This window comes from Bradyrhizobium sp. Bra64, assembly GCF_024519875.1.
GTDB classification, from domain to species: domain Bacteria; phylum Pseudomonadota; class Alphaproteobacteria; order Rhizobiales; family Xanthobacteraceae; genus Bradyrhizobium; species Bradyrhizobium japonicum_G.
Genome location: NZ_JALJRD010000018.1, coordinates 1 through 14,927, shown reverse-complemented (window position 1 = coordinate 14,927; position 14,927 = coordinate 1). Strand labels below are relative to the sequence as shown.

The window sequence follows — 14,927 nt, the reverse complement described above, 5'->3', positions numbered from 1 at the left end:
TGCTAAGAAATAAGTCAAGGGCAAAGGGCCTTCCGTAACCCGCCGAAGTTGTTGCATTCAGGTAACAAGGTCAACGCTGTGAGTGCGATGCGCGACCGCTCCGCTGATAGCTTCCGGCAGCACCTCCTGGAAAAATACGCATTGCCGCAGCGGGCGCATGCCCATGCCGACAAATCCGCCAATCCCGCGATCACGCGTCCCTTGCGCGAATTGTGGGAGGCGACCGATCTTTCCGCCGCGGAGTTCGCCGACGAAGTGTCCGATCATTTCGGCCTGACGCGGCTGAGCCTTCCGCAACTGCTCGCGGCGACGCCTCGCCTCGACGGTTTTTCGCGCCGTTTCCTGCGCGAATCCACAATCTTCCCATTCAGTGCGTCGGATGACGTTTTTCGGCTGGCTGTCGCCGACCCCTCCGACACGGCAGCCATTCGCGCCGCCGAAATCGTGTTCGGAACGCCGGTCGATGTCGTCGTGGCGTCATATGAGGACATTACCACGGTCCTCGATCAACGGGCCGAGGCCGACGACGCAAATGCCGATCGAAGCGGCAGGGGCGTTGCGCAGCAGTCCGACGACGACATCGAGAGCCTGCGCGATCTCGCCAGTGGCGCGCCGGTGGTGCGTGCGCTTAACGATCTGCTGGAGCGCGCCATGGACTTGCGCGCAAGCGACATTCACGTCGAACCGTTCCGTGCCGGGCTCACGGTGCGCATGCGCGTGGACGGTCTGTTGCGCGCGCTGCCGTCGCCGCACGGCATCCCGCCGCAGGCACTGATCTCGCGCATCAAGATTCTCGCCAGCCTCAACATCGCAGAACGGCGCCTGCCGCAGGACGGCGCCGCCCGCGTGCGGGTCGGACGCAGCGAGATCGACGTCCGCGTCGCGACCATGCCGACGCAGCATGGGGAGAGTGCCGTCATCCGTCTGTTGCCGCGCGATCGCGGCCTGCTGGAGATGAGCAAGCTCGGGCTCGGTGCGCGCGACGAGAGCGCGATGACGCGCCTCTTGGCGATGCCGCACGGCATGGTCGTCGTCACCGGACCGACCGGCAGCGGCAAGACCACGACGCTTGCGACCATGCTGTCGATCCTGAACGAGCCGACGCGCAAGATCCTCACCATCGAGGATCCCGTCGAATACGAAATTCCCGGCATCAACCAGTCCCAGGTCAAGCCGTCGATCGGGCTGACCTTTGCCTCGGCCATGCGCGCCTTCGTGCGCCAGGACCCCGACGTGATCATGGTCGGCGAGGTTCGCGACGCCGAGACCGCGCATATCGCGATCCATGCGGCGCTGACCGGCCATCTCGTGCTGACGACGCTGCACACCGAGACCGCGGCGGCGGCCGTGCCGCGCCTGATCGATCTCGGCATCGAGGGGTTCCTGCTGAAGTCCACGTTGCGTGCCGTGGTGGCGCAGCGACTGGTGCGCATGCTCTGCGACCGCTGCAAGGTGGCGCACGCGCTGACCGAGGCCGATCTCGCCAGGGATCCGCGGATTGCGGTGATCGGTTTCAAGTGCGGCGAGGTCGTGCACGAGGCCGGCGGCTGCGAACGCTGCGGCGGCACCGGCTATCGCGGCCGCAACGGCGTGTTCGAGATCCTGGAAATGTCCGACGAGGTGCGCACGCTGATCGGCCCGCAGACCGACTCCCATTCGATCGACGCTGCCGCGATGCGGAGTGGCATGACGACGATGCTGGAGGACGCGGTCGCCAAGTGCCGGGCCGGGCTCACCACCGTGCCCGAGGTCTTCCGCGTCACGACGGTGCGCTAGCGCATGCCGAACTATCGCTACCGCGCACTCAATGCCAACGGCGAACTGGTCTCCGGCGCCATCGCCGCGCCCGCGCCCGGCGACGTCGCGCAGCGGATCGAGCGGCTCGGCCTCGTGCTGGTCGACAACGTCACGCCGGAAGAGGGCGGCGCGACCGGCAGTGTGCTCAGCCTGTTCAACAGGCCGAAGCCCGAAGACATCACCATCCTCACCCGCGATCTGGCGCTGCTGCTGCGCGCCGGCGCCCGCATCAATGACGGATTGGAACTGCTGGTGGCCGATCCCGATCTCGGCCGGCTGCGCCCCGTCGTCGCCGACATCCGGTCGCGCGTTGTTGCGGGCGAGAGCTTTGCCGAGGCACTGGCGCGGCATGAGGGGCTGTTTCCGCCGATGTATATCGCGCTGGTGCGTGTCGGCGAGGCCTCGGGCTCGCTGGATCAGGTTCTGGAGGTGCTGGCCGGCGAACGCGCGCGCAGCGAGGCGTTGCGGCGCCGGCTGTCGGATGCGATCCGCTATCCGCTCTTCGTGCTCGGCGCGGCCGGCTGCGTGCTGCTGTTCTTTCTCACCTTCGTGCTGCCGCAGTTCGCCAGCGTGTTGCAGGATTTCGGCGCCAAGGTCGATCCGATCGTCGGTGTCTTCCTCAACATCTCGACCTTCCTGCGCGGCAATTCCGATGCGGTCCTGGCCGGGCTTGCGACCACCATCGCGGCGGCGTGGCTCTTGCTCCGGCGGGAGCGCGTCCGCCGCGGCATCACCAATGCGATCGTGCGGTTGCCCGCGATCCGCAACGTGATGAGGGCGTACCGCACGGCGCTGTTCTGCCGCAATCTCGGCCTGCTGCTCGGCAGCGGGGTCAATCTCACCACCACGATGCGCATCCTGATCGACATGATGGCAACCACCGGCCCGTCTACGGTCTGGAGCGATGCGGCCGACCGGGTCCGCCACGGCTCGAAGCTGTCCGACGCGCTCGCCGAGACGGAGGCGCTGCCGGCGATGGCGGTGCGCATGCTCCGGCTCGGCGACGAGACAGGACAATTGCCGATGCTGTCCGGACGCGTCGCCGAATTCTACGAGGTCAAGTTGCAGCGCACGCTGGACCGTGCCGTCGGCATCGCGGGACCGGCGGCGATCATCGCGATCTCGCTGGTGGTCGGAGGCCTGATCACGTCGGTGATGACCGCGTTGATGTCGGTGAGTCAGATAGTCGGTTAGGCCATGGGAATGGGAGAGGCTTGAAGTGACCAAACATCCATCGTCGAGGCGCGGCCGGCGGCGCGGGGCCTGCGGGGAGGCGGGCTTCACCCTGGTCGAGATGCTGGTCGTCATCACCATCATCGGGATGATCATGGCGTTGGTCGGGCCACGCGTGCTGAACTATCTCAGCGAATCCAAGGCGAAGGCGGCGAAGATCCAGATCGAGAGTTTTTCCAGTGCGCTCGATCTCTATTTTCTCGATCTCGGGCGCTATCCGACATCCAACGAAGGCCTAGCCGCGCTGACCCGCAATACCAATCAGGCCGGCTGGAATGGGCCTTATCTGCGCGGCGGCGTGGTGCCGAGTGATCCCTGGGGGCACATCTATGTCTATCGCTCGCCGGGCCCGAGCGCGCCCTACGAGATCATCTCGCTCGGGTCGGACGGTCAGGAAGGCGGCAGTGGAACGGCGGCCGACATTGTCAGCGGCACGCGCTGATGGCATCTGCGATACGCGCGGCTTCGCGCTGATCGAGATCCTGTGCGTGCTCGCGATCATCGGCCTGCTCGCGGCGATCATCCTCCCGGCGGTCCCCCGCACGACGACGCGCGCCAGGCTGGAGAGCTATGCGGTCGAGACCGCGGCACTGCTGAAAGCCGACCGCAACGCGGCGCTGCGCCGGCAGGTGCGGGTCGCGACCCTGGTGGATGCGGAGGCGCGCGCGATCCGTTCCGGTGTCACCGGGCGGACCATCCGCCTGCCGGCCGACGTGGTCGTGCAGGCGATGCTGGCCGCGCGCTGTGCCGATCGCGCGACCGGGCGATCGATTGATTTCTTTCCCTCGGGCATGTCGTGCGGCGGGACGATCGCGCTGGCGCGTCCGGGCATGGGCTATGAGGTGCGCGTCAACTGGTTGACCGGAGGCGTCGAGATTGTCCCGCAGAAGGTTTTCTGACGCCGCCGGCTTCACCCTGATCGAGGCGCTGGTCGCGCTCGCGATCATCGCGGTCATGCTTGGCTCGATCGGCTCGGTCATCGCCACGACGGCGAAGGGCACGCGTGCGATCGACCAGCATCTGGCCCTCGCCGGGACCGCCGAGACCCTGCTTGCGGACCTGCCGGCGCGCTCCTTGCTGAAGCCCGGCCGTCAGAGCGGCGAACTGGCCGGCAGCCGCTGGCGCGTCGACGTTGCGCCGATGAACGTGGCGGGCGGCAATCCCGCCACCGACCGTTTCGTGCCGTTGGCCGTCAATCTGCGCCTCCAGCGCGCCGACGGCAGCGCGATCCAGATCACGACCGTGAAGCTGGTGCCGAGGACTTCTCAATGAAGGGCCCGGCAATGAAGCGCCTGCGCCGCGCACTGGCAGACGAAGCAGGCTTCACCCTGCTCGAAGTGCTGCTCGCGACACTGCTGATGACCGTCATCCTGGCGGCGCTGGCGACCGTGACGGCGCAATGGCTGCCGAACTGGAATCGCGGCATCGCGCGCGTGCAGCGGGCCGAGCGTCTCGCAACCGGCCTCGATCGCATCATCGCCGACCTGTCGGTCGCCGAGCAGATGACGGTCAACGCCGACGCCAGGGCGCCGCTGTTCGACGGCGCCGAATTGTCGGTGACCTTCCTGCGCACGGCGCTCGGCCCGAGCGCGCGTCCGGGGCTCGAATTCATCCGCCTGGTCGAGAAGGCCGACGCACAGGGGCTCGCGCTGGTGCGCGAGCGCGCGCCGTTCCAGCCGATGCCGGCCGACGGGCAGATCCGCTTCGTCGACCAGGTCGTGTTGATCCGCGCGCCGTTCCGCGTGAGCTTCGCCTATGCCGGGCCGGACGGGCAGTGGCTGCCGACCTGGCGGGGCCAGGCGCAGTTGCCGGATCGGGTCCGCATCACGGTGCGCAACAGCGCCACCGGCCAGATACTCTCGGTCTCGGGTGCGGTGACCCCGCACATCACGGCTCCGGCCGAATGCGCGCGGGCCAAGAATCCGACGACCTGCGTGACGGCGCGGACCCGGCCGCAGCAGGCGGAGAAAGAGGAGCAGCAGCTGTGAGCGGAGCGAGGCACGCGCGTGCGGGAGTTCGCGACGGCCGCGGCTTCATCGTCGTCGTGGTGCTCTGGATGCTTGCGGCGCTGGCCGCGCTCGCGCTGATCTACCTGACTTACGTCACCAACACCGCGGTCACGGTCGCCGTCACCGCCGACCGATTGCAGGCGGATGCACTGGTGAACGCCGGGCTCGAACTCGCGGCTTACCGGCTGACAGCGCAGAACGAGGCCACGCGTCCGACCAGCGGCACCTTCAATGCCCGCGTGGGCGCCGGACGCGTCAGAGTCACCTTCCGCTCGGAGGCCGCGCGCGTCGATCTCAACATGGCACCGAAGCCGATGCTCGCGGGGCTGATGATGGCGCTCGGTGTCCCGGCGACGGACGCGTCCGTTTATGCCGACCGGATCCTCGCCTGGCGCTCGTCGACGGAGCCCGGCCAGGACAATCCGGAGGATTCCTACTATCGCACGCTCGGCGCGCCCTATCTGCCGCGCCACGCGCCGTTTCCGCACAGCGACGAGCTCTGGCTGGTGCGCGGCATTCCGGCCCCGGTCGTGGAGCGCGCGCTGCCCTTCGTCACCGTGTTCAGCAACATGCGGACCGTGAACGTGCTCGACGCCGCACCGCAGGTGGTGGCGGCACTGCCCGGCATGACGCCCGGGATGCTGCAACAGGTGCTGCGCGACCGCGCAGATCCCAATATCGATCCGCGATCCCTGGTCGGGCTCGCCGGCAGCACCAACGCGACGGCCGAGGGTTCGAAGGCGTACCGGCTGACGGTCGCGGTCGAAGCGCCGTCGCATCGGCGGAACTCGGCCGAGATCGTCATCCTGCTTCTCGAGAGCGGCGATGAGCCATATCGTGTATTGTCGTGGCACAACGCCTTTGACGGCTCGGCCGGAAAGCCTCTGTGAGATGAGCTCGCTTAATTCCATTCGCGGCATTCTCGATGCATGGACCGGCACCGTGGCCGGTTCGGTCGTGGCCGGCCTGGAGCGGATGGTATCGCCGCGGGTGATGCGGCTGGTCGAGACGGAGACTGGCACGTTCGCACTGGACGCTGCGAAGGTGGAGAACGTCCCGAAGGAAATCGCATTCGAGGACGGCAAGTTCATCGCCGATCTCGCGCAGATCGTCCGCGGCAGCCGCGTCGAGATCGTGCTGCGGCCCGCGCGTTTCCTGTTCCGTTCGCTGGAGTTGCCGGCGCGCGCGGCCGATTTCCTCGACGGCATCGTGCGGGCGCAGATCGACCGGCTGACGCCCTGGAGCGCGAGCGAAGCCGTATTCGGTTGCAGCGCCCCGGTGGCGCATGGCAGCGAGAGCATCACCACAGTGATCGCGGCTGCACCGCGCCGGCTGGCGACGGGCTATGTCGAGGCGGTGTCCGGCTTCCATCCGACTGCGATCGCGGTCGCGACGGAGGCGCCCGAGGGTGGGCGCATCAAGGTGTTCGAGCAGAAATCGCGCGGCGCGATCGACCCCGTGCGGTTGAGCCGGACGTTGCAGGCGGTGCTCGCTCTCGCCGCGGTCACAGCGGTGGTCGGATCGGTCGCGGCAGGCTATTTGGCCGACAGTCTGAGCGCGCAGGAGGGGGAGCTCGAACGGCAGATCGCCCAGCGCCGCGCCGCACTTCGCGGCAGCGACGGCGGCGAGCGCTCGCCGCTCGCGCTGCTCGAGCGCCGCAAATACGAGACGCCGTCGAGCGTGATCGTGCTGGAATCGCTGAGCCGGCTGTTGCCGGACCACACCTATGTCACAGAGCTGCATCTGGCCGGCAACAAGGTCCAGATCGCCGGCATCACGCGCGATGCGCCGTCGCTGATCCCTTTGATCGAGCAGTCCCAGCATTTCACCCGCGCGACCTTCTCCGCCCCGACGACGCGCAGCCCCTCCGATCCCGGCGAGCGCTTCCACATCGAGGCGCAGATCGAACCGAGGAACGCGCCATGAGCAGCGCCAAGGTCGTAAGCGGAAATGCGGTTGGGCGGACGCTCGCCGGCTCGCCCCTGATCGCGGTCACGCTCTATCTCGCGGTCACAAGCGGGCTGCTGCTGATGGCAGCGCTGTCGATCGCCGACGTCATCGCCCACCGCGAGGCGCTGGCGCAGACCTCCGACCTGCTCGACCAGCTGCGCGGCCGCAAGGGCGGCGCCAAGGGTGCCGCGGCCCTGTCCGCCGAGCATCCCGGCACGCCGTTCCTGGAGGGGCCGACCGTGACGGTCGCGGGCGCCAACCTGTTGCAGCGGGTTGCGGCCGCGGTCGGCGATGTCGGCGGCTCGGTCCAGTCCTCGCAGGTCGACGTCTCCGGCGCGCAGACCAAGGACGGTTTCGTCGGCCTCGTCGTGAGCTGCGAGCTGGAGCAGCCGGCGCTCCAGAAGCTGCTCTACGATCTCGAAGCCGGCATGCCATTCCTGTACGTCGATCAGCTCGACGTCCAGGTGCCGCAGACCACGGCGCTGAGCGACGTCGGCACCGGCCGCGTCAGGGTCATTCTCGGCGTTTCCGGCCAGTGGCAGGCGGCGAAGTAAGGCCGTCCCGTCAGCCTATCGGGGCAGCTTACCAGGCGTACCTGAGTACGCCCTTGCCGGAATAGCTGGTGACGTTGCCGGAGAACTCGCCGTCGAAGGTGCCGGCGACCGAAAAGCCGCCCAGCCATTTCATCTCGGCGCTGGCGCTCACGAGCGCGGAGTCGGCGTCGACGCGGGCGCCGTTCACGACGAAGCTGGTGCCCGGCAGGGTCTGGAACAGCGCGGTGACGGCGCGGCTCGGATTGTAGTCGTGCGCCCAGGCGGCGCGGCCGCGCAGCGTCAGCACGCCGTTCTGCATCGCGTAGGCCTTGTCGGCGCGCAGGCCGAACTCGGAACGGGTGTCGGTCACCGATTGCGCGGCGTAGTTCAGCGCGAACAGCCCGCCGCCATTGAGGCTGAGTTCCGAATAGTTCGGCAGGTTGAAGTTCGTGACCTGCGCCGCCGCATAAGGAGTGATGCCGACCAGTGGCGTTGCGAAGCGGTAGCCGCCCTCGAAGCGGGCCGAGAAGGTGTCGGCCTTGAAGCGACCCTGGAGCTGGTCTGCGCCGGCGAGCGCCACGGTGCGGTTGGTGGTGACGTCGTGCCAGCCATAGGCGAGCGCGGCCGAGATGTAGGCCGGTCCGAAATTGTGCCGTCCGTATACGCCGGCCTGGAACAGGTCCGCCGAGCCCGAGCCCATGGCGTTTGCGAGCGAGTAGCTCAGCCCGCCGCCGCCGAGCGCAAAGCCGACCAGCGTGTCCACCGAGATCCTGTAGTCGGCGCCGGCAGCGCCGCCCCAGACGCTCGCGGAAAGGTCCTGCGAGCCAACCGGCGCATTGCCGCCGACTTGCGCCGAGCCGCCATAGCCGGCGGTCCAGACGCTCCAGCGGCTGCTCGGCAGCGAGGAGAGCAGCGGCGCCTTGGTCGCCATGGCATAGGCCTCGCGCTCGCGCGCATTGGCCGGGCGCATGGACGCGTAGGCGGAAGCATCGTCGCTCTCGGCGAATTGCGCGACGCTGCCCGCCTTGGCGAAGCCGCCAGAGCGGCCGATGACGGTGGGGTCGAGCATCAAATTGAGAAACTGGCCGTCGGCGTTGATCGCCGACTGGATGATGCCTGTGCCGAGCTCGCCCGAGGCGGTCGTCAGTCCCGCGGGCGAGAGCGCGGCGAAGGCCGCAGGGATTCCGCCGGTCGCGTTGAAGAAATTGCTCAGCGTGTTGGCGACGTTCTGCTGGTTGACGTTGAGGCCGCCCGCCTGCGCAAAATTGACGTTGACGTTGAGGAAAACGTTGCTGGTGTCGTAGCTCAGCGTCGCGTTGAGCGTCGGCATGTTGGAGAGGACGGTCGGATTGAAGGTGGTGCCGACGAGGGTGCCGGCCGCAGTCAGGATCGTGTACTGCTTCTTGACCGTCCCCGAGGTGAAGTTCACGCTCACCGTCGCACCGCCGAGCCCGGCCGCGCCCGTCACTTGGGCGAGGCTGGCATTCGTCGAGGAGACCTGCACCAGATAGGTCGAGGCCGCGGTGAAGGTCAGGGATCCGTTGATCGTCAGCGGTCCGAACGGGCTCGCCGCGCTGCCCGGGGCGAGCGTGCCGCCGTTGACCGCGACGCCGGCGACCGTGCCGCTGCCGGCGAGCGTGCCGCCGGTGTTGACGGTGGTCGCGCTCGCGATCGAACCATCGACCACCAGTGTGCCGCCGTTCACGGTGGTCGCGCTGCTATAGGTGTTGGCGCCGGAGAGAGTCTGCGTGCCGCCAGCGATGGTCAGACCGCCGCCCGCGCCGGCATCGTCGATCACGCCCGCGAAATTGCCGTTGCCATTGCTGATCGTCAGCGTGTTGGCGCCGAGATTGAGGTTACCCGAACCCGCCAGCGACTTGATCGAGGTGCCGGCGCTCAGGGCGGAGATGTCGAACACGCCGTTGGCGATGACGTTGCTCGAGGTCGCGATGCTGCCGTCGCTGCCGGCGGCGTTGATGAGATCCAGCTCGCCGCCGGTCGCGATGGTTGTCGTGCCGGTATAGGTGTTGGTGCCGTAGAGCTGCTGCGTTGCGCCGCCTGCGATCACGAGGTTGCCGCCGGTGCCGCCGCCGATGCCGCCGTCCTGGATCACGCCCCCGAAGGAGTTGCCAGCCGTGATCGTCAGCGTCTTCGATCCCAGCGCGACGACGCCGTTGGCGCCGAACGAGAACAGCTGTGTAACCGAAGCCCCGGACGTGGTCTGGGAGATATCGAGCGTTGCACCGGGGCCCGAGAACGCGACATAGAGCGAGTTCGCGATCGAGCCGCTGCCCTTCAACGCCAGCGTCGCGCCCGCGTCGATCTGGGTGACGTTGCTGTAGGTGTTCACGCCGGATAGCGTTTGCGTTCCGGCAAACACCTCCAGGCCGCCGGTGCCCAGGATCACGCCCGCGAACTCGGTCGAGCCGTTGGTGATCACGAGCCCGTTGCCGCCCATGTTGACGATACCGCTGGAACTGCCCGCGAGCGTCGTGATGGCGTTGAACGGCACGGACGAGGCGGAAATGTCGAGCGTGGCATCCACCGTCACGACGCTGGACGAGGAGATGCTGCCGAAGCCGGAAATCGCCAGCGTTCCGGCCGAGATCGTCGTCGCGCCCGTATAGGTGTTGGTGCCGGTCAGCGTCAGCGTGCCGGTGCCGACCTTGGTCAGTCCTCCGCCGGTGCCGGAGATCACGCCGTCGACCTGGGTCGAGGTGTTGAGGCTGCCGGTGGTGAGCGTGTTGGCGCCCAGGACATAATTGCCCGCGCCTTCGATCGAGCCTGACGTCATGCCGCCGCTGGTCAGGCCGGACATGTCGACCGTTCCGCCGGCATTGGTGATGAATTGCGCGCTGTCGCCGGTCGCCGTGCCGGAGAAGTTCGTCGTCGCGCCGTTGTTGGTGGTGATCGTGGCGCTGCCGGCCGTGGCGGAGCCGTCGAAATTCACCGTTCCGTCGTTGACGACGGTCGAAGTGGCGGCTGTGGTGCTGTTGTGGAAGTTCAGCGTGGCCGACGCCAGGTTGTTGATCGTGGCGCTGCCCGCCGAAGCGCTGGTGAAGAAATCGATCTGGCCGTTGGCGTTGTTGGTGATCTGGGCGCTCCCCGCAGAGCTGGAATCCTCGAACGTGACGAAGCCGCTGTTGACGAGGCTTGCCGTTCCCGCCGTGCTGTTCTGGAGGAAGCTGACGGTGCCGCCGGTATCGTTCGTGATGATCACGGCTCCGGCGCCGATGCCGCCGCGCGCGGTACTGCTGTTCTGGAACACCAGAGTGTTGCCGGAGGTGACCTGGAAATTCTGCGTCGTGGCGGAATCGTTGATGATGCCTGTCCCGTTGACGATGAACGGGTTGCCGACCGTGATCGAGTAGGCCTGCGCGATGGTCGTGAACCGGATTGTGCCGATCACGACGACGCCGTTGTTGTTGTCGACGGCCGTGCTTCCAGTGCTTGTGAAGGTCGCGGTGCCGTCCGGCACGCTCGGATTGGACGACCAGTTCGTGCCGTCCGTCCAGTCGCTGGTCGCGCCGTTCCAGTCGCCGTCCGCGGCGTGCGCCGCGACGGCGCCGAGCGCCGTGGTCGCCAGCAGGGCCGCCAGGGAGCGGCGCAGGACGGATTGCAGCCCGGATCGCAGCCCGTATCCGATCCGCCCACCTGCCATTGTCGGTCCAGCCATCCGGTATTCTCAAATCAGCAAAGAAATCATCGCAAATGCGCAAATGGGGAGCGGGCGGACCCTGCGCCGCGCGATGATCTCATGGCGTCGCAGCGTGCGGCAATGAACGGATGTCCATGTGGGTCGGGTTCCGCGCTGTTCCGCCTTGCATTTTGGACGATCGTGGCCCTCGGGCAACATATTCACGCATTGCAACATATGGGGGGAATAGGCGTGCCCGTGGGGGCGGCCTGGCGCTTTGGGTTGATGGCGCTACGGATCGGAACTAGTTTGGCTCGGACGCCTAGCCGCCGTCGTGGCGCGGCTGGTGGTCGCAGGGGAATGTCGATGGCCGGGTGGTTGAGGCCGACAGGATTGGCTGTGCTGTGCGTGGTTCTGGGCACCGCCGGGACCATGGCCGCCACCTCGTCGCGCATGGATGTCCTGCCCGACGACGCTGCGCGCAGCCCCGCCGACAATGTCGATGTCGGCGCGACGCGGCCGATCTCGCGCCCCGTGCAGCAGGCTCCGAGCAAGCCCATCCCCCGCGGCAATCCGCTGTGGTCGGTGCCGCTCTCGGCCCTGACCGCGACACAGGAGCGTCCGATCTTCTCTGCCATGCGCCGGCCGCCGCCGCGCGCGGTTGCGGCATCGCCGGTGGAAGAGAGTCCCGCGCCGCCGCCCAAGCCGGTCCAGGCACCGCCGCCGCTATTGCTGGTCGGCGCCGTGGTGGGCGAGGGGGACGCCATCGCGATTCTCGTCAATCGCATGGATCAGAAGGTCGTGCGCCTGAGGCAGGGCGAATCGCTCGACGGCTGGTCGCTGACCTCGGTGCAGCCGCGCGAGGTGACGTTCAAGCAGGGCGAGCGCAGCGAGGTGCTGGCGCTCAAGCCGCAGGACGCTCCCGCTCCGGCGGGCCCGACCACGGATGCCGCCGGCAAGCCGACGATGCCGGGCCCGACCGATTCCTCGTTCGCGCCTTTCGTGCCGCGTTCGACGCCGAAGAACGGCGAGTCGGATGGGCTCTGAGCGCTGCCGCGCGCCGGGGCTGATCGGGAAGGGCGCGGCTTGACCGACACGCAAACTGACGCACCCGGCAAGGCCGGCGGTGCGAGCGGATCCGGCGGCGCCGGCCGCGCCCGCCGGCTGTTGCAGGGCTGGTCCGCGAACCTTGTCCAGATGGTGCTGGGGTTGACCCAGCAGTTGCTGCTGATCCCGGCGTTCCTGCATGTCTGGAGCGGCGACCTGCTCGCGGCCTGGCTCGCGATCTATGCGGCCGGCAGTCTCGTCGTCGTGGCGGACGCAGGGCTTCAGCTTCGTGCGATCAACCGTTTTCTCGCCTTCAAATCCTGCGTCGATTGCGATGGGCGCACGGCGAATTTCTATTCGGCCCTGCTGCGAATCTATCTCGCAATCGTCGCGGTGCCTGGTGTTCTGCTGTGCGCGGCCATCTACCTCGCGCCGCCGTCAGCCGTCCTCGGCTTCCGCCAGGCGCCGACCTTCGATGCTGCGATGCTGGTGATGACGCTCGGCATGCTCCTGACCTTGCCGGCCAATCTCGTCTCCGGCCTCTATCGTGTGCGCGGCCGATATGGCCGGACGGTCTGGCTGCAAAACGGCGCGCTGCTGCTCGGCCAGATCGCGCAGCTTGTCGCGCTGGCGACGTTCGGCAGCCTGCTCGCGGTGGCGATCGCCTTCGTGTCGATGCAGCTGCTTTTCACGATCTTCCTGACCGTGTTCGACGCGCCGCGATTGTTTCCGTTCCTGCGCCGTGCCGGCAGGTTGTCATTCGCATCGCCATCCCTGCGCTGGAGCGTCGGTCAGTTCGGCCGCGCGCTGCCCTTCGCGGTCGCCAACATCACCGAGCTGGCGCTGGTCAACGTCCCGGTGCTGCTCGTCTCCGCGCTGGTCACCAACCGCGTCGCGGTGGCGCAATGGGGCCTGACGCGCGTGATCGCGAGCCTGGTGCGCGGCCTGTGTCTTCAGGTCACGTTGCCGCTTGCCGCCGAACTCGGCCACGACCATGCCGTCGGCGACAAGGAGCGGCTGCGCCGGCTCTACGCCCACGGCTCGGTGTTCGTGACCGGGCTCGCCAGTCTGATCGTCGCGGGCCTGCTGCCGTTCTGGCCTGACTTCTTCGCGTTGTGGACTCATGGCAGCATCCCCTACGACGCGCCGATGACGGTGACGCTGCTGCTCGGCTCGGCGGCCGTCGCGCCGTCGCTGCTGGCGCTGGGCTTTGCCAATCACAGCAATCGCGGCGATCTCCTGATCCGCACCAAGGGACTTCAGCTCGTCGTCTTCCTGGTGCTGTCCTTCGCCCTGATCCCGCAACTTGGACCGCTGGGCGCCGCGCTCGCCGTGGTCGCAAGCGACATCCTCGTTCAGTTCGGCCTGCTCGCGCTGATGGTCATGCGGCAGACCCTGCACCATCCCTCCAGGCACATCGCCTTCGTGATGCTCATGGCCGCAGGCATCGTGACGTCGGGCTGGCTGATCGGGCTTGCGATAATTCGGCTGCTGCCGGGAAGCGGGCTCGTGCACTTCGTCGTCGAATGCGCGATCTGGCTGGCCGCGGCCGGCGTGCTCGCAAGCCCGCTACTGAGCAAGTGCCTGCGCGAGCGTTTACGAGCTCTGATTCCGGCGTAGCACTCTAGCCGTGAAGTTGCGGGTTGAGCCCGTCCCAATTTGCTGTGCGACTGTTTGCTTCAAGAGCGCCGCTCTGGGAGTTGCGTCTAAATAAGATCCCGTTTTGACCCGAGAGCTTGCTAGCCTTCACGACTCGACCATCTTCCAAAAGGATGCGGGCGCCTGCTGTGACGTAACATCCTGCTTCAACCACACAATCATCACCGAGTGAAATGCCAATGCCGGCGTTGGCTCCGATCAGGCAGCGTTCGCCAACTCTGATCTTCTCTTTCCCTCCTCCCGAGAGCGTCCCCATGATCGACGCTCCGCCACCAATGTCGCTGCCGCTCCCCACCACCACGCCGGCGCTTATCCGACCTTCGACCATGCAATGACCAAGGGTGCCTGCGTTAAAATTGCAAAAGCCTTCATGCATGACGGTCGTGCCTGGCGCAAGGTGGGCCCCAGCCTCACACGGTCCGCATCTGCAATTCTCACGTCCGCGAGCGTCACATAGTCTGTCATGCGCGGAAACTTGTCCACGCCGGTCACCTCGAAAGCCAAGCCACGCTTTCGTGCCTCCATTCGCGCCTCTGGTACACGAGAGCATTCGCACGGACCGAGGGTGGTCCAGGCAACGTTGGGTAACAGGCTGAAGATCCCTTCAAGGTTTAGGCGATTGGGTTCGACAAGCCGATGGCTAAGCAGGTGGAGGCGAAGGTACGCGTCGTGCACGTCAACGGGCGCGGACGCTAGCGACCCAATCTCGGTACGGATCGGAACGATGTCGACGTTGCGAATATCGTCGCGCCGCGCATATCCGGCTGCCGGCTCACCCAATGATCCTTTGATCTCTTGTTCCGTCAATCGAGTCGTCGCTGCCCCAGCAGCCGCCGCACTCAAGCGCAACTGAAGAAACCACGCATCCAGGACGCGGCCATCAGTAGAAATGGTTGCAAATCCCTCGCCTTTCGCACCGCTTTGCTCGATAGCCATTTGAATTGCTCGCGCCCTGATCCGCCGAATACTTACAGTCTAGGAAATATCGTGGACGCCGACTAGACCAGCGCGGTCTCAAAGCGATATTCGGTCGGTAGTCTCGCTTGGCGATCAGAAGACGAC

14 protein-coding genes are annotated in these 14,927 nt (G+C 67.0%); 11 read left to right on the top strand and 3 right to left on the bottom strand.

Features of this window, described 5'->3' with window-relative positions:
* The first annotated feature begins 87 nt into the window (after positions 1 to 87).
* From NR187_RS31340 to gspM, 9 genes are read left to right on the top strand one after another with little or no spacing between them, the layout of a single operon-like run.
* Entirely contained in the window at positions 88 to 1,776 is a 1,689-nt protein-coding gene (locus NR187_RS31340; protein WP_306235812.1) for a GspE/PulE family protein, read from the top strand.
* Positions 1,777 to 1,779: 3 nt separating this feature from the next.
* A complete protein-coding gene (locus tag NR187_RS31335) occupies positions 1,780 to 2,991 on the top strand; it encodes a type II secretion system F family protein (RefSeq protein ID WP_211384952.1) in 1,212 nt (403 codons plus the stop codon).
* A 25-nt stretch (positions 2,992 to 3,016) separates the two neighbouring features.
* Complete coding sequence (gene gspG, locus NR187_RS31330; protein ID WP_256808953.1) at positions 3,017 to 3,472, top strand: type II secretion system major pseudopilin GspG; 456 nt, start codon at positions 3,017 to 3,019, stop codon at positions 3,470 to 3,472.
* Positions 3,435 to 3,929 carry a prepilin-type N-terminal cleavage/methylation domain-containing protein gene (locus NR187_RS31325; protein ID WP_256808951.1) on the top strand — a complete coding sequence of 165 codons (495 nt, stop codon included), beginning with the start codon at positions 3,435 to 3,437 and terminating at the stop codon, positions 3,927 to 3,929. Before gspG ends, NR187_RS31325 begins: the two co-directional genes overlap by 38 nt.
* The gene (locus NR187_RS31320; RefSeq protein ID WP_256808949.1) at positions 3,907 to 4,302 is read left to right on the top strand and encodes a type II secretion system protein J; all 396 of its coding nucleotides are present in this window, start codon (positions 3,907 to 3,909) and stop codon (positions 4,300 to 4,302) included. Before NR187_RS31325 ends, NR187_RS31320 begins: the two co-directional genes overlap by 23 nt.
* Positions 4,299 to 5,018: a general secretion pathway protein GspJ gene (locus NR187_RS31315; RefSeq protein WP_256808947.1), complete on the top strand. Its 720-nt coding sequence runs from the start codon at positions 4,299 to 4,301 to the stop codon at positions 5,016 to 5,018. The genes NR187_RS31320 and NR187_RS31315 overlap by 4 nt, the downstream gene beginning before the upstream one ends.
* On the top strand, positions 5,015 to 5,929 hold the full coding sequence (locus tag NR187_RS31310) for a type II secretion system protein GspK (protein WP_256808945.1): 915 nt from the start codon (positions 5,015 to 5,017) through the stop codon (positions 5,927 to 5,929). Before NR187_RS31315 ends, NR187_RS31310 begins: the two co-directional genes overlap by 4 nt.
* A gap of 1 nt (position 5,930) precedes the next feature.
* Positions 5,931 to 6,965: a PilN domain-containing protein gene (locus tag NR187_RS31305; protein ID WP_256808943.1), complete on the top strand. Its 1,035-nt coding sequence runs from the start codon at positions 5,931 to 5,933 to the stop codon at positions 6,963 to 6,965.
* Complete coding sequence (gspM, locus tag NR187_RS31300) at positions 6,962 to 7,543, top strand: type II secretion system protein GspM (protein WP_211384958.1); 582 nt, start codon at positions 6,962 to 6,964, stop codon at positions 7,541 to 7,543. Before NR187_RS31305 ends, gspM begins: the two co-directional genes overlap by 4 nt.
* 28 nt (positions 7,544 to 7,571) lie before the next feature.
* Here the strand turns inward: gspM and NR187_RS31295 are convergent, their stop codons facing one another.
* Positions 7,572 to 11,198, bottom strand: coding sequence for an autotransporter domain-containing protein (locus NR187_RS31295; RefSeq protein ID WP_256808942.1), 3,627 nt, complete (start codon positions 11,196 to 11,198; stop codon positions 7,572 to 7,574).
* Positions 11,199 to 11,525: 327 nt separating this feature from the next.
* On the opposite strand from NR187_RS31295, the gene NR187_RS31290 reads away from it, so the two are divergent.
* Entirely contained in the window at positions 11,526 to 12,206 is a 681-nt protein-coding gene (locus NR187_RS31290) for a hypothetical protein (protein ID WP_211384959.1), read from the top strand.
* 39 nt (positions 12,207 to 12,245) lie between these two features.
* Positions 12,246 to 13,826 (top strand): hypothetical protein, encoded by a 1,581-nt coding sequence (locus NR187_RS31285; protein WP_256808940.1) that lies wholly within the window; start codon positions 12,246 to 12,248, stop codon positions 13,824 to 13,826.
* 4 nt (positions 13,827 to 13,830) lie between these two features.
* Here NR187_RS31285 and NR187_RS31280 read toward each other — a convergent pair whose 3' ends face one another.
* Entirely contained in the window at positions 13,831 to 14,193 is a 363-nt protein-coding gene (locus tag NR187_RS31280; protein WP_256808938.1) for a DapH/DapD/GlmU-related protein, read from the bottom strand.
* Complete coding sequence (locus NR187_RS31275; RefSeq protein ID WP_256808937.1) at positions 14,175 to 14,801, bottom strand: hypothetical protein; 627 nt, start codon at positions 14,799 to 14,801, stop codon at positions 14,175 to 14,177. The genes NR187_RS31280 and NR187_RS31275 overlap by 19 nt, the downstream gene beginning before the upstream one ends.
* Positions 14,802 to 14,927 lie beyond the last annotated feature (126 nt).

Coding starts and splice junctions, on each gene's coding strand:
- NR187_RS31275 (WP_256808937.1), bottom strand. CDS start 14,801: ATGGCTATCGAGCAAAGCGGTGCGAAAGGCGAGGGATTTGCAACCATT.
- gspM (WP_211384958.1), top strand. CDS start 6,962: ATGAGCAGCGCCAAGGTCGTAAGCGGAAATGCGGTTGGGCGGACGCTC.
- NR187_RS31295 (WP_256808942.1), bottom strand. CDS start 11,198: ATGGCTGGACCGACAATGGCAGGTGGGCGGATCGGATACGGGCTGCGA.
- NR187_RS31335 (WP_211384952.1), top strand. CDS start 1,780: ATGCCGAACTATCGCTACCGCGCACTCAATGCCAACGGCGAACTGGTC.
- NR187_RS31280 (WP_256808938.1), bottom strand. CDS start 14,193: ATGGTCGAAGGTCGGATAAGCGCCGGCGTGGTGGTGGGGAGCGGCAGC.
- NR187_RS31305 (WP_256808943.1), top strand. CDS start 5,931: ATGAGCTCGCTTAATTCCATTCGCGGCATTCTCGATGCATGGACCGGC.
- NR187_RS31290 (WP_211384959.1), top strand. CDS start 11,526: ATGGCCGGGTGGTTGAGGCCGACAGGATTGGCTGTGCTGTGCGTGGTT.
- NR187_RS31340 (WP_306235812.1), top strand. CDS start 88: ATGCGCGACCGCTCCGCTGATAGCTTCCGGCAGCACCTCCTGGAAAAA.
- NR187_RS31315 (WP_256808947.1), top strand. CDS start 4,299: ATGAAGGGCCCGGCAATGAAGCGCCTGCGCCGCGCACTGGCAGACGAA.